Annotated in this window: 11 protein-coding genes and 2 tRNA genes; 6 read left to right on the top strand and 7 right to left on the bottom strand. The window is 37.0% G+C overall.

The features are described 5' to 3' along the window. Window positions 1–17 precede the first annotated feature (17 nt). Complete coding sequence (gene fabA / locus NNJ85_RS03335) at window positions 18–527, bottom strand: 3-hydroxyacyl-[acyl-carrier-protein] dehydratase FabA (RefSeq protein ID WP_254473521.1); 510 nt, start codon at window positions 525–527, stop codon at window positions 18–20. A gap of 234 nt (window positions 528–761) precedes the next feature. Between fabA and irrA the strand changes: the two genes are divergently transcribed. Continuing rightward, complete coding sequence (gene irrA / locus NNJ85_RS03330; protein ID WP_305883485.1) at window positions 762–1,274, top strand: iron response transcriptional regulator IrrA; 513 nt, start codon at window positions 762–764, stop codon at window positions 1,272–1,274. A 48-nt stretch (window positions 1,275–1,322) separates the two neighbouring features. Here irrA and NNJ85_RS03325 read toward each other — a convergent pair whose 3' ends face one another. The 4 genes from NNJ85_RS03325 to NNJ85_RS03310 form a co-directional block, all read right to left on the bottom strand. Next, window positions 1,323–1,883, bottom strand: a complete 561-nt coding sequence (locus NNJ85_RS03325) for an SH3 domain-containing protein (protein ID WP_254473519.1) — start codon at window positions 1,881–1,883, stop codon at window positions 1,323–1,325. A gap of 1,160 nt (window positions 1,884–3,043) precedes the next feature. Further along, window positions 3,044–3,277, bottom strand: a complete 234-nt coding sequence (rpsU, locus tag NNJ85_RS03320; protein WP_005774473.1) for a 30S ribosomal protein S21 — start codon at window positions 3,275–3,277, stop codon at window positions 3,044–3,046. A gap of 186 nt (window positions 3,278–3,463) precedes the next feature. Then, entirely contained in the window at window positions 3,464–5,134 is a 1,671-nt protein-coding gene (locus NNJ85_RS03315; RefSeq protein WP_254473517.1) for a formate--tetrahydrofolate ligase, read from the bottom strand. 770 nt (window positions 5,135–5,904) lie between these two features. Further along, a tRNA-Arg gene (locus tag NNJ85_RS03310) sits at window positions 5,905–5,981 on the bottom strand. 366 nt (window positions 5,982–6,347) lie between these two features. On the opposite strand from NNJ85_RS03310, the gene NNJ85_RS03305 reads away from it, so the two are divergent. The 3 genes from NNJ85_RS03305 to pgi all read left to right on the top strand — a co-directional run bounded on the left by NNJ85_RS03305 (window position 6,348) and on the right by pgi (window position 12,481). Further along, window positions 6,348–7,454 (top strand): efflux RND transporter periplasmic adaptor subunit, encoded by a 1,107-nt coding sequence (locus NNJ85_RS03305; RefSeq protein ID WP_254473515.1) that lies wholly within the window; start codon window positions 6,348–6,350, stop codon window positions 7,452–7,454. Between the two features lie 29 nt (window positions 7,455–7,483). Beyond that, on the top strand, window positions 7,484–10,621 hold the full coding sequence (locus NNJ85_RS03300) for an efflux RND transporter permease subunit (RefSeq protein WP_254473514.1): 3,138 nt from the start codon (window positions 7,484–7,486) through the stop codon (window positions 10,619–10,621). A 189-nt stretch (window positions 10,622–10,810) separates the two neighbouring features. Further along, complete coding sequence (pgi, locus tag NNJ85_RS03295) at window positions 10,811–12,481, top strand: glucose-6-phosphate isomerase (RefSeq protein ID WP_254473513.1); 1,671 nt, start codon at window positions 10,811–10,813, stop codon at window positions 12,479–12,481. Window positions 12,482–12,807: 326 nt separating this feature from the next. On the opposite strand, the gene NNJ85_RS03290 is transcribed toward pgi, so the two are convergent. Further along, window positions 12,808–13,014, bottom strand: coding sequence for a hypothetical protein (locus NNJ85_RS03290; RefSeq protein WP_254473512.1), 207 nt, complete (start codon window positions 13,012–13,014; stop codon window positions 12,808–12,810). A gap of 877 nt (window positions 13,015–13,891) precedes the next feature. Continuing rightward, window positions 13,892–13,981, bottom strand: a tRNA-Ser gene (locus NNJ85_RS03285). Window positions 13,982–14,270: 289 nt separating this feature from the next. On the opposite strand from NNJ85_RS03285, the gene rplU reads away from it, so the two are divergent. Both rplU and rpmA read left to right on the top strand, forming a co-directional pair. Further along, on the top strand, window positions 14,271–14,747 hold the full coding sequence (gene rplU, locus NNJ85_RS03280; protein ID WP_254473511.1) for a 50S ribosomal protein L21: 477 nt from the start codon (window positions 14,271–14,273) through the stop codon (window positions 14,745–14,747). A 12-nt stretch (window positions 14,748–14,759) separates the two neighbouring features. Beyond that, complete coding sequence (gene rpmA, locus NNJ85_RS03275) at window positions 14,760–15,029, top strand: 50S ribosomal protein L27 (protein ID WP_254473509.1); 270 nt, start codon at window positions 14,760–14,762, stop codon at window positions 15,027–15,029. Window positions 15,030–15,112 lie beyond the last annotated feature (83 nt).

The raw sequence follows: 15,112 nt of genomic DNA, 5'->3' as shown, positions 1-15,112 counted from the left end.
CCTGGTAAAAATAACATTTAATCTTCTTTGAATAAAGCAACACGCAAATCATTCGCCTTATAAATAGTTTCTCCATCTGCTTTTAGCCATCCATCAGCTATTCCCAAGACTAAATTTCCCCGTCGAATACGCTTAAAATCTATTCCATATTCAAGAAGTTTGGTTTGTGGTGTTACCATACCTGATAATTTTACTTCACCTGTTGATATTGCTCTCCCTTTTCCTGGTTCTCCTAACCAACCAAGAAAAAAACCTGTTAATTGCCACATACCATCCAATCCAAGACATCCTGGCATAACGGGATCACCTATAAAATGACAATTAAAGAACCAGTTGTCTGGTGTAATGTCAAATTCGGCACGAACCATTCCTTTATCGTATTTGCCACCAGTTGCACTAATTTGAGTGATTCGATCAATCATCAACATTGGCGGTGCCGGCAATTGCGCATTACCCTTACCAAACATTTCGCCGCGAGCGCAGCTTAGAAGCTCTTCGTAAGTGTAGCGAGACTTTTGTTCAGCCATGGTTACTCCATTTATTTGCATATATCTTTATTTCTGCGCTTTTCCCCGATCTACTTTTAGAGCAAATTTTAAAGAGAGGGAAATGATTTTATATCATTTTTAATGACAAAAACCCTTTTTTATGTATTCTACATGGATAATTATTTAAAAATGGAATACAAGATTGCACCATAACTGTTACCATTTTTTTATATTTTTATCTTATTAAAGCAGCAAGATATTTGGGTTCGTAATATGTTAGGGAATGCAAATAAATTAGATATCAATAAAAAACAACAGTCCACAAAAGAATGTGGAGAAGGTGTGCAATATTATTCCACTTCTATGTTAGAAAAACGTTTGCGTGAAAATGGTTTGCGTCCAACCCGTCAGCGATTAGAACTTGCACATATGATTTTTTCTGAAGGAAATCGTCATATTACTGCTGAAGAGCTCTATGAGGAAGCTGTGAGGGCAGGTGTTCCTATATCCTTAGCAACGGTTTACAATACGCTTCATCAATTTACTGAAGCAGGATTGTTACGGATTATTGCTGTAGAGGGTTCGAAGACTTGGTTTGATACAAATACTTCTGATCATTACCATTTTTATATAGAAGGTGAAAATCATATTCTTGATATTCCTTGCAATTTAGAAGAATTTCCGATTATTGAAAATTTGCCTACACCACCAGAAGGTATGGAAATTTCACATGTTGATTTGATCGTTCGATTGAAACCAAAAAGTCAATCTTGTGATAGGAAATAAGGATACTCAATGAGGAATAAAAATTAAATTTGGTGCATGTTTTAATATTCACCAACCTTTTATTTTTTCATCAGGATAGATCCCCCATAATTGAGGTTGATGAAGCCACCCATGAACATTATTAAGAGTGATTTCGCACCATTTTCCATCGCAGTGGTGGATGTTGCCAATGACATTAGGCTCTACTTCTGCTACAAGTTCTGCGTTGTCGGTGGGTTTTTTTCGGAGCATCAGCCTTTTTGTTTTATCTTTTTGCCATGGAATAGTTATCGCAGTTCGCTTTCCTGATAAAAGCGATTGATACACCCACCCTTCATCCCCTTCTGCATCACGAATTTTGCGCCATTGATCATATTCTTGGATGATTTCAATAGGCAACCCCTTCTTTTTGTAAGTAAAAATGATAGAATAATTGCTTCCTGGCCCAATGCGGACATTAACACGAGAAGGTTTAATCGAAGCAAATCGCGGAAGTGGCAAACCACTGGGGCCCAAATTTTGATTCAAGGTTTGTGCCTGCAACAAATGCGGTGAACCCAATACAATGACTTTTACTATTAAAATACATGATGCGAGTATTAAAACGCGAAACCAACGAGAATTTTGCACACTGAACTCCTTTATTTCGTCATATATTGGTCATTTAAAATCTGGAAGATAAGTTTGGAGACTGATAAAAATTATGCCATATCGCTCGTTAAAGAGATCTAAACAATGAAAAAATTGTTACGAGAAGAGCAAAATAAGAAAAACAAAAGTTTGAATTTCTGAGTGCTTATGGCGTTTATGAGGGGATAACTGTATATAATATTGGATTTTTAGCAAGCTGTATAGCGTGAGAAAGATATTAAAACAGTCAAGTATATTGTGGCCGGAGCAGTTTTTGTATAGGAAATCAGAGCTGAAATGTTGTCTCTTTTTTTCTAAGAGTTTTTCCTGTATTCAGAGTTATAACTTAATATGAAAAAAACGATTATTTATGGATATAAATCAATAAGTTATAAATTTTAATTCGTTACTTAAGTTGTAAAAACACGTTCATCAGAAATGGGCATATAAGACTCTTGCACTCATATTAAAATAAGAGCATTTTCTCTGTTTCTGTTCAATTTTTTTGTGTTTCAGCTCCGTGTAAAAAAGTTTAATGAAAGAGGAAGGATTATTCGATACGCCTATATGAGATTAATGATATAAGCGGTGAATAGAAGAGATTGATCAAGAAAATAGAATCTGTAGTGCAGTGGTGGAAATTCTGTATCCTTTAGAAGAACAGAATCAGGAGATATAAAGAGTTATGAAATTATATCGTTTCATTACATAAGTGAAGGGGCGGAGGATAGGATTATGTATTTTCATATCCTTATATACGCAATCACATATTGCGATAGTCATTCATGTTTCGCAAGCTGATCTAACATCTTTGAAAGATGCAGAATATTGAAGGATAAAAAAAATTATAGCGAAAAGTAATAACAAAACACCTTACACTCAATCCACATTTTACATAGGAACACGTCGCTTAAATATCCAAAGTGTCGTTTGTTATCTATTTTTGAAAATTACAAGAGTGAAGTAAACTCACATCTCTGTGATAAGAAATTTATCACTTTTAAATAATTAACACACTCGTTTGTATAATTAAAGTACTAGATAACATTACACACAAAACACCACAAGCAAACAACCTCTTGCACTTGCTTATAAAGATAAAACTCTAGGATAGCTCATTCTCTATTGTTTATGCAATTCTATGATGCATCAAAAGCACATCACTTCATCGCACCAGCTCGTCCGTTACTCACAAAACCTTCTCTTTGCGCACGTTTACGAGCAAGCTTACGTGTACGACGAATAGCCTCAGCTTTTTCACGAGCACGCCTTTCAGATGGCTTTTCATAATAACTACGCATCTTCATTTCACGGAAGATACCTTCACGCTGCATCTTTTTTTTCAACGCGCGAAGCGCTTGGTCAACATTATTATCACGAACGAGTACTTGCACTATTTATCCTGCTTTTTTCAGTGTCATAAATGATAGGAAAAACCTACGTCCTTTTAAAGACATATCAAAAGGACACGAGCTTATATCATATAAACAAGACATTTGTCTATATAGCTTTTAAAAATTCTATTTTTTTTTGTAATAAAATGCTTTTTGTAATAAATGATAGAGTTTATGGTTATAAACTCATGAAAGTCCTTTTATTTGATCATTCTCGTCAAGATGAATTTTTTCAGCGGCAGGATAATGTGGTAAACCGGGCATGGTCATAACATCTCCACAAATGACAACAATAAAGCCGGCTCCCGCACAGAGACGAACTTCTCGTACAGGAATTTCAAAATCGACAGGAGCACCATATTGCTTGGGATTAGCAGAAAAAGAATAAGGTGTTTTTGCCATACAAATAGGGTAGGTGCCAAAACCTTCTTTTTCCCACGATTCAAGTTGTTTAAAAATAGGAGCTGAGATGATAGCACCACGCCCACCATATAGCTTTGTTATAATACAATTAATTTTTTGAATGAGGGGAATATCATCTTGATAGAGAACTTTAAAATGGGAATCTTGCTTTTCAATTAAGGTGACGAGTTCTTGTGCAAGTGCTACTGCGCCTTTTCCACCTTCTTCCCAATGCTTACAAATAATAGCTTTGTGTCCAGTTGTTGCAACTATTTCTTGTAATGTTCTTATTTCAGCATCGCTATCGCTGTCAAAATGATTAATCGCTACAACACAAGGGATACCGTAGAGCTTCATATTTTTGATATGTCGTAAAAGATTAGCGGCTCCTTTTTCTAAAGCGGTGATATTTTCTTCTGTCAGGTTATTTTTATCCACACCACCATTCATTTTTAATGCACGAATCGTTGCGACAATCACTGTTGCATTTGGTACAATACCGGCTTGTCTACATTTGATGTTGAAGAATTTTTCTGCGCCAAGATCGGCTCCAAATCCTGCTTCTGTGACAACATAATCAGCGAGTTTTAAAGCGGTTTTTGTTGCTATAACTGAGTTGCAACCATGAGCAATATTGGCGAAAGGTCCTCCATGAACGAGAACAGGATTATTTTCAATTGTTTGTACAAGATTGGGTTGTATGGCGTCTTTGAGAAGAGCTGCCATTGCGCCTTCTGCATTGAGATCAGCCGCTGTTACGGGTGTTTTATCATAACGATAGGCAACAATAATTTTTTTGAGTCTTTGTGTAAGGTTTTCTAAATTTTCAGAAAGACAAAGAAGTGCCATAATTTCTGATGCAACAGTAATATCAAAACCTGTTTGGCGTGGAAAACCATTTGTTATGCCTCCCAATGAAATAACGATATCGCGCAATGCCCGGTCATTCATATCAAGAACGCGCTTCCAAACAATGCGACGTGGATCAATGTTTAGAGTATTTCCCCAATAGATATGATTATCGATCATTGCAGCAAGAAGATTATGCGCTGCTGTAATAGCATGAAAATCACCAGTAAAATGTAAATTAAGGTCATCCATTGGGACGACTTGCGCATAACCACCACCAGCGGCACCACCTTTTACACCAAAACAGGGGCCTAAAGATGGTTCTCTCAAAGTGGCTATTGTTTTTTTGCCAATAAGATTAAGAGCGTCATTCAGTCCAATAGTTGTTGTTGTTTTTCCTTCTCCAGCGGGTGTGGGATTGATCGCCGTGACGAGAATAAGTTTACCATCTGGATTTTTAAGCGATTTTATGTAGGAGGAAGAAATTTTAGCTTTATCATGGCCATAGGGAATGAGATTTTTATGTGATATACCAATTTTTTGTGCAATTTCAGTAATATGCTGCTTTTTAGCAGTGCGAGCAATTTCAATATCTGTTTTAGGCATGGAAAAATTCTTTAAACGGAGCTTTTATTAACATTTGGAATCTGTACTTTATGGATTAATGAAAAAAAACCATAGAGAATAGAAAGTATAAGATAGCATAGAGATCAATGATGTATCGCGCAAGCGATAATACTAAAAGAGCACAAGAAGAGTTTTAGCGTTTTTGGGGAAAAAACTCTGTATTTTCAGTTTCGATAAGTTTTTAGCCAGCCTGCAATATTACTTTTAATATCAATGAATGATGAACATTAGAAGAAAGTTTTGGGTAATTAATTTAAAAACTTTTTACGCAGCGATATTGATATCTTATATTTGTTATTCTGGATAGCCTGCTGGAAGAATTTTAGAAGGCGGTAAAAACTGCAATTTATGGAGACATACCTAAAGTTTCTCTTAAGATAGGGAGAACAAAAATGAAATGTTCAGAAAGATTCCTTGCTGGAAAAGATAGAAATAAGCACGTAAAAAATTATCCAACTGATTAAAAAATATAACCCAGAAGAAATCAAAAACAAGCGCATAGATTGAGAAAAGAAAGCAACAGCACACACCAACTTATGTAATCTCTACGATTATTGTTAATAAAAAACACCTTTGGGCTGGATTGAAGGCCGCTCAACATCCCATTCTATCAAAATAGCTAAGAAACGACTCACAATAGAATGGAACAAAAAGCTATAAGAAGATCAAAGATAAACAAAAATATAGATCACATAAAAGAAATTCAAAAGGCTTAGATTCATGAGCAAGACATTGAATTTATTGATAGATGGCGCACCCGAAGAGATTCGAACTCCTGACCCCCAGATTCGTAGTCTGGTGCTCTATCCAGCTGAGCTACGGGTGCACACATTTCAATTTTCTACATTGTCTAAGACAAAGGGTTCCTAATCGTTTCATTAAAAAAATGCAAGTGAAACTTGGGTCGTCATAAAAAAAATCTCTTTTTTTATGAGATATTAAAAAAAACTTATAATATATTATGGATGCAGTTGGATTTTTGATAGAGTCATTTTTCTGCTGTGACCTTACCACGCAATATGAACGATAGTTAACTTGACGTTTTCGTCTATGAACAATAGTCAGCCAGAGATGATATATGTTTTTGCGGTGGGGGGGTAAGATATATACCTGCTGTTGGTTTTTTGTATAAAACGCCGATATGACTGTTGAAAACTATTTCAGATAAACATGATACAGCAAGGGTAGATGTATGGCGTTATTAAAAAAGATCTTTCCATTGGTGTTTTTAATTGTTGTTTTAACGGCTACTTATTGGGCTGGAAAACAGAGTGCAGAACAACCCATTTCTATAGTGAATAAAACAAGTATATTGTATAAAACTTCAAAGGGAAAAATGGGAAGACCACTGACGAATGTTGTCGTTGATCTTGTAAAGGTCCAAGATTTTTATGAACAACTTAACGTTCTAGGGAGTGGACAAGCACTTGCTGAGGTAGGTTTAACCCCTTTATCACCAGGTGTTATTGATAGGCTTTTTGTGTCTGCTGGTACAAAAGTACAAGTGGGAGATGTAATTGCAAAGCTTGATTCTAAAAAGGAGGAAATAGCAGCCGCAAAAGCAAAAGTACAACGTGATAATAATGCTTTAACACTTTCGCGAATTCTTAAATTACGTGCTAGCAATACAGCAACGGAAGTTCAAGAAATTACAGCGCGCTTAGAGTTGGATAACGCAAATTTGGTTTTGCGTAACGCTGAGGTAGACCTCGAGCGGCGAACAATTCGTGCACCGATTCCTGGAGTTGTTGGTATTCTACCCGTTGATGCGGGGAATAACGTGACCCTTAATACTGTAATAGGCCGTATTGAGAATAGAGAACGTATTTTGGTCGATATATGGGTTCCTGAACGATATGTTTCACGGATCCATAAGGGAGATGAGGTAACAGCAACATTAACAGCGCAGTCAGATAAAACTTTTGTTGGTCATATTTACGCGATTGATAATGTCGTTGACCCAGAAAGTCGTACACTTCATGCTCAGGTTGAAATCAATAATGAAAAAGATACACTCATGTCTGGTATGTCCTTTTCTGTTGCCTTACAATTCCATGGTGGATCTTTCCCTGTCGTTAATCCTCTGGCGATTCAATGGAATAATAAAGGGTCATTTGTTTGGCGTGTGAGAGAAGGAAAAGTAGAGCCTATACCCGTATCGATTATTCAGCATAAAGCAGATCAAGTTTTCGTGAAAGCCTCTTTAGAAAATGGTGATCAAGTTGTCATTCAAGGGGTGCAAATGCTTTATCCAGGGAGTAAAGTAATTATTGATGATCCAACGTCCCATCAACAGTAATTATCAGCAGTTTATGAAATGGATATACAATGAGCCAAGAATTGAGCACAAAGCAGCCAATGTCACAGGCGGAGCCAGGCGGTCTCATTGCTTTATTTATTCGAAGACCGGTTTTTACTTTTGTTATAAATGCCATGATCATCATTGCAGGATTTGCAGCATGGTTGAATGTTGATGTGCGAGAATTACCAGATGTTGATACGCCAGTAACAACGATTGTAACGGTATTTTCTGGAGCGTCGGCGGAAACAATTGATCGTGAAGTGACAAAAGTTATAGAAGATGCCGTTTCTCGTGTTTCAGGGGTTAAGACGATTTCTTCAACATCTTCTTTTGGACGTTCCCGTGTACAGATTAATTTTAATGTTGGTGTTGATTTAAATGTAGCGGCATCTGATATCCGTGATGCTCTGTCTCGCATTGCTTATTCTTTACCCAAAAATGCCGATTCACCTTTGATTATTAAAGCAGATTCGAATGCTGCTGCCATGATGTATTTGGTTGTAACATCATCAACAATGAGTATTGATGATTTAACAACAGTTGTAGATGATCAGATCGTTGATGCAATTTCTGCGGTTGATGGCGTTGGTGATGTTCAGGTCGATAGTGCTCGTACAAAGATTTTTCAAATTGATATAGATCAAGTAAAACTTGCAAGTTATGGATTAACTGTCGCAGATATTTCACGTGTTCTTGCTGATATGACAACGGATGTGCCCGTAGGATCACTACGCAATTCTAAACAAACTTTAGTTATTCGTGCTACTGCACGTTTAACAACACCAGAATCTTTTGAGCAAGTTATTTTAAAGCCTCATGTATATCTTGGTGATGTGGCGCATGTAACTTTATCACCCGATATAGAAAATGTTATTCTTCGTATCAACGGAAAGACAGGGATTGGATTAGGTATTGTGCGTAAAGCACAATCCAACACGCTTAATATTTCTGCAGGCGTGAGAGCTGTTGTTAATAATCTCAAAAGTGTTGTTCCTTCTTCCGTACATATAGACGTTATTAGTGACGATGCAATTTTTATTAAAAGCGCTCTTCATGAGGTTGAGGTTGCGTTGGTCATTGCTATTTTGAGCGTTATCTTGGTTATTTTTCTTTTTCTCAGAGACATTCGTGTAACGCTGATACCTGCTGTATCTCTGCCCGTCGCTTTGATTGGGACCATTGCTGCTATTTATCTTGTAGGGTTTTCATTGAATATTCTCACATTTTTAGGGCTTGTTTTGGCAACAGGGCTTGTTGTGGATGATGCCATTGTTGTTCTGGAAAATATTGTTCGATGGCGGAATATGGGGATAGGTTCTAGGGCTGCAGCGGTGTTAGGAACCCGTGAAGTCTTTTTTGCTGTTATCGCAACAACATTGACTTTAATGGCTGTGTTTGTTCCTATTTCTTTTCTTCCTGGACAAGTTGGAGGACTTTTTAGAGAATTTGGTTTTGTTTTGGCAATTTCTATTTTGCTTTCTTCAATCGTTGCTTTGACGCTTTGTCCTATGTTGGTTTCACGTTTTCTCAAAGAACATATCGAAGAGAAAGAAGAAGAAGCCCATCATCATTTTACTTTTTTATATAAATGGGGTTCTTTGTTTCATAAGGCCTATACGTACAGTTTGCATAAGTGTTTAGAAAAGCCTTGGGCTGTTGTTTTTGCTTCACTTGTTTTTGCAGCGCTTTGTGTTGGAGGTTATACGAAGTTGCAACAAGAATTAACACCAGCAGAAGATAGAGCTCTTATCTTTTTGGTTATTAATGGACCACAAGGTATTTCAACACAATATTTGAACGAGCAAGTAGAGCAAATTGAAGAAAGTTTACAGCCATTACGTGATGCAGGTGAGATAGCTAATAGTTACTCTATCGCGGGTATTGGCGGTTCACCCAATACTGCTTTTTTGGTTTTATTGCTTTCGTCTTGGGATAAACGTTTACGCAATCAGCAAGAAATTGTGAAAGATGTTAATGCAAAGGTTAGGCAATTTCCAGCAGTTTTTGTGTTTGCTGCACAGGGAAATTCTCTAGGTGTGAGAGGAACGGGGCAAGGGTTACAATTTGCAATTCTTGGTAATGATTATGCGACATTACAACCCATTGCTGATACATTAGTGCGTGCTTTACAAGCTGATCCGCGTTTTATTCACCCACGTCTTACTGTTGATGCCACACAACCACAATTTTTTATTGAAATAAATCGAAAAAAAGCCTCTGATTTAGGGATTGATATCACCAATTTGGGCGATACATTACAAGCAATGTTGGATGGTAAAAAGATTGGTTCCATTAACGTGGATGATCATTCTTACGATGTTAAATTGATATCGCGTAAAAATCCTATGAAAAGTCCTAGTGATTTAGAAAATATTTTTTTAAAGACCAAAGATAATCGATATGTTCCTTTATCTGTTATTGCGCGTTTACATGAAAAAGCTATCGCTCCCCAATTAAAACGGGAAAAGCGCATGAGTGCTGTCATTTTAAGCACAAATCTTGCTCCAGATATCACTTTAGGGGAAGCTTACCAAACTGTGCAGAAAATTGCTTCTCCTTTGTTATCGAAAGGAACCTATGTGGTCCCTTTGGGAGAAGCTGAAACACTTAATGAAACATCTTCTAATTTTATGATTGTTTTCGGCATTGCCTTTTTTATTATTTTATTGGTTTTAGCGGCTCAGTTTGAAAGCTTTATTTCAGGATTCATTATCATGGCCACTGTTCCATTAGGGATAGGTTGTGCTGTGATTGCTATGCTCTTAAGTGGTGTGAGTCTTAATATTTACAGTCAAATTGGATTAATTTTGTTAATTGGCGTTATGGCAAAGAATGGTATTCTGATTGTTGAATTTGCAGATCAATTACGGGATCAGGGAAGAAGTGTGCGTGAAGCTGTAGAAGAAGCAGCAAATATTCGTCTTCGTCCAGTTTGTATGACAATGATTTGTGCCATTTTAGGGGGAATTCCTTTGGTTTTAGCCAAAGGTGCTGGTGCAGAAGCTCGTATAGCTTTAGGTTGGGTTATTGTTGGTGGTTTAGGTTTAGCAACGATTTTTACGCTTTATGTTACACCGGTTGTTTATCTTTTTTTGGGGCGTTTTATAAGACCAAAAGCAGAAGAGGATTTGCGCTTAACCAAAGAACTCAATCAAGTTAAATGATGTATTAAGTAGAAAAGATTTGAAAGTTTATTTTTGTAAAAGTATCATTTTTGGATCTTATTTTTTTACTTTTATATTCCTTCATTTTTTGTGTGAGCAGTGAAAAGAGCATGTAATCAAGGAGACGTTTTCTGCTTTGTTATTGTTTGGACAAAGATTTCATGATCAATAACCGTATAGGATAAGCTTATGGCAGATAGCTTTTCGATTCGAAATGAAAAGGCTTTTGAAGCCGCATTAAGAGCTTTAAAAAACCATGCTGCAAAGGATGGAGTCTATGATATTCGTCAGCATTTTGTGGAGGATAATCAGCGTTTTTCCCATTTTTCTCTCAGACTTGATGATCTTCTTTTCGATTTTTCAAAATGTGGTGTAACATTCAAAACATTGCAACTTCTAGATGATTTAGCTGTCGCAGCAGATGTGTTGGGGCGGCGTGATGCAATGTTTTCGGGCCAAGCTATTAATACAACTGAAAAACGCTCCGTTCTTCATATTGCATTACGTTTACCTGCCGATGAAATTTTCATGCTGGATGGTCATAATCTTATTGGCGATATTCAAGACGTCCTTAAAGATATGGAGAGATTTTCTGAAAAGGTACGTGATGGCAGCTATAAAGGAAGTAGTGGAAAGAGAATAAGGGATATTGTTAATATTGGTATTGGGGGCTCTGATCTTGGTCCTGCAATGGTCACCTATGCTTTAAAACCTTATCATGATGGTCCACGTTGTCATTTTGTTTCTAACGCTGACAGTGCTCATATTTCTGATACTCTCTCTCTTTTGAATCCAGCAACAACGCTTTTTGTCATTGCTTCTAAAACTTTTACAACAGCTGAAACAATGGTCAATGCTCAAGTTGCACGTCAGTGGATTTGTTCACATTTAGGGGAAGAAGCTATTCACACGCATTTTGTTGCTGTTTCGAGTGCACTTGATAAAGTGGCAGAATTTGGCATAGATTTCACAAGAGTTTTTAAATTTTGGGATTGGGTTGGAGGACGTTATTCAATTTGGTCCGCCATTGGGCTTGTTGTTATGTTTGCAGTAGGGGGGCGAAACTTTCGCCAATTTCTCAATGGTGCTTTACAAATGGACCAACATTTTAAAACCATGCCTTTGCATAAAAATATTCCTATTCGATTTGCTCTTTTAGGGTTCTGGCATCGTGTTATTTGTGGTTATTCATCACGCTCTATCATTCCCTATGCACAGCGCTTAATACATTTTCCAGCTTATTTACAACAGCTTGATATGGAATCAAATGGGAAGCAAGTCTCGTTGGATGGAAAACCACTAAATTTTTCAAGTGGTCCGATCGTTTGGGGTGATTCAGGAACAAATAGCCAACATGCTTTTTTTCAGCTTCTGCATCAAGGAACCGATGTTGTTCCTGTAGAATTTATTTTATTTATAAAAGGGCATGAGAAAAATTTACATTCTATGTATGAGATGTTGCTAGCAAACGGTTTAGCGCAATCAAAAGCCTTGATGAAAGGACGTAGTGTTGAAGATGCTCGGCATATCTTGATAAAAAATGGCGTTGATGAACGTGAAGCAGATCATTTAGCACTTCATAGAAGTTTTAAAGGAAATCGCCCCAGCATGACGCTGGTTCAAGATTCATTAACCCCGTTCACACTCGGTCGTCTCATTGCACTTTATGAACATCGTATTTTTGTTGAAGGGATTTTAATGAATATTAATTCATTTGATCAATGGGGTGTTGAACTTGGTAAAGAATTAGCAAATGAGTTACTCCCCATTCTTCGTGGAGAAAGTAAAGCGGATAATCGCGATAGTTCAACATTAGGATTGCTCGCCCATATTCAAGCAAGACGCGCAAAATACATATAATTTGATCATAAGTTTTGACGGTAGAGTGAGAGAAAAATATGAGACAATTCTCTATTTTACTCTGTACTCCCTTATTTTTGAATTGGATTTTTGCAATAAATCAAAAAAAGAACAAAAAACAGATTTTACAGGTTCCATACAGTGTTTGTGAAACAATTATTCATGTGAAAAAAAGGCTTTAAATGCTGTGCTATCAGAAAGAGATAGATATTTTATGAGAAGATCTTTTACCTTTAGAGAGGCATTTTCCGAACTCATGGGTTAAGTTATCATTTTGGGGCATAGAATGATTATAAGGGATCATCAGAGAGGATTGGACGGGAAATTTAAAAAAGCTTATCCAGAGAATCTGATTGAGTGGTTATGGAAACTTTAGCAATGAAGTTGGCTTTGTCTCGTGTTGCTACCCAATCTTGTTGTGGTGAGACTGAATTTAGAAGATCTGACTGCTGGAAGTTTTTATAATTATCATAAGAGATAAAAATATTTCTTCTTGTCCCGTGTATAAAGGGGATGCTATTTGTATTTGTCATTCGTAGTACCATTGTGCAACATACTTTAGATGGTTTTCATTTGAAATATGCCTTAGAAAATTATTTAGTAAGGGAGCGTCTCCATATGTATTGGAAAGCCGTTTTCTATTCTTTATTTCAATTTATGAGCACTACATTGTCTTGTATAGAATTGATACTGATAGATGACTTGCAAAAAATAAATATCTACAACACTCAAATTTTATGAAAAATCAGAATTTAGTATCGAGCTATATTCGATAATGGAGAAAAGCATAAAACGGCTTAGCATTTTGCTTAGAGATGAGAGAACGATTGCGTAATTCTGTTTTTCTTATGATTTTGATTGGATGCTTGACAAGTTTTTGTGCAAGCGGTGTACTATCTATTTACTTAAAAAGCTTAGAAATAAAAGAAAGTGCTGTGTGAACGATATTCAATGATTACACACCTTTTTGTGATTATAAGAAGAGAGAAAAATTTAGAATAAATACTCATAATATTCATTCTAAATGCGCACATTGTATGAAAAAAGCTGCGGGGCTTGTTAATATAAAAACTCTGATGCGGATAAAATGCATTGAGCCCGTTAATAAACGGAATTGCAAAGAGCTCTATGGTCACCATTTTTTCTAAAACTCTATTAAAGGCTGGTGATTGGCAAAAGTTCTTCATAATATTTGAAGAGATATTTTATACCAGATCAGGAAATCTAAAGATCGTAAGAGGAGAAGCCTAGAAATTATAAAACTCGTGGGAATCTAATACCAATTTCTAGAGATGCATAATGACAGGCATAGATGGACGCAAACGAGCCAAGTGCAAACCACAAGAATCCTGCAAATGCTGAGCTTTAAGCTCTACTATACTGAGCATAGACAAGTTCGTTTTAAGTCAATGGCGGAGAGAGAGGGATTTGAACCCTCGATAGAGTCACCCCTATGCCGCATTTCGAGTGCGGTGCTTTCAACCACTCAGCCACCTCTCCATATGAAGTGCAACAAAAATGCGCACTATTTAAGTATAGCCTATGATGGGTAGATAACCTTCAATTGTTTTTGGTACAACCTTTTTTTCTTTTTTATGGGACTTTATTGACAGAGAATAGAAATTCCTTCATATAAGTAGAATATCAGCGTGGAGGAATCTGCGCATATTTGTGTTGAGGAAGGTTTTATCCTTCTTTAAAGTTGATTACGACTGATAAAAAGCAGCCTATTTTCCCTTATTTCAAGGTAAAAATTAAATAAGAGCTGGAGTGAACGGAAGGATAAAAAATGTTCGCAGTCATTAAAACCGGTGGTAAGCAATACCGCATTGTTGCTAACCAAGTGGTAAAAGTTGAAAAAGTTATTGGAAATGCAGGTGATGTTGTTGAATTCAACGATGTCTTGATGGTTGGGCAAGAAGGTAATGCAGTTATCGGAACCCCTGTTGTCGCTGATGCGCTGGTGACAGCTGAGATTTTAGAACAGGCACGTGGACGCAAGGTTATCGCATTTAAGAAACGCCGCCGTCAGAATTCTAGACGCACGCGTGGTCATCGTCAAGAATTCACAACACTGCGTGTTTTAGAAATTTTAATGGGTGGTTCAAAGCCTAAAAAAGCAGCTGCAAAACCCGTAAAAGAGGAAGCAACGGCAGTAAAAGAAACAAAAAATGCCGCTGTTGAGAAGAAGGCTGAGAAAACGGTTGAAAAAAAGGCTGCATCGCAGAAGAAAGCGGCTATAGCATCAAAAAGTAAGAAAGATTAAAGGAGAGCGTCTATGGCACATAAAAAAGCTGGTGGTTCCTCGCGTAATGGTCGCGATTCAGAATCGAAACGTCTAGGCGTTAAAAAATTTGGTGGTGAAACCGTTATTGCTGGGAATATTATTATCCGTCAGCGTGGTACACGTTGGCATCCCGGCGACAATGTCGGCATGGGAAGAGATCATACGCTTTTTGCTTTATCAAAAGGAAAAGTTTCTTTTCAACGGAAAGCAGGTAACCGTTCCTATGTTTCAGTTATCCCTATGGTGGAGGCAGCAGAATAATCTGTAGCATTTCTCTAGCAATCAACTGGGGTGTCATTGAATTGCAGTTGTAGTTTTAAAGTATTAATAAACACTAAAAGGGA

The organism is Bartonella sp. B1098 (genome assembly GCF_944896145.1).
Taxonomy (GTDB): Bacteria; Pseudomonadota; Alphaproteobacteria; order Rhizobiales; family Rhizobiaceae; genus Bartonella.
Note: the sequence above shows the minus strand (reverse complement) of the source record. Positions and strands in the feature narration are given on the sequence as shown.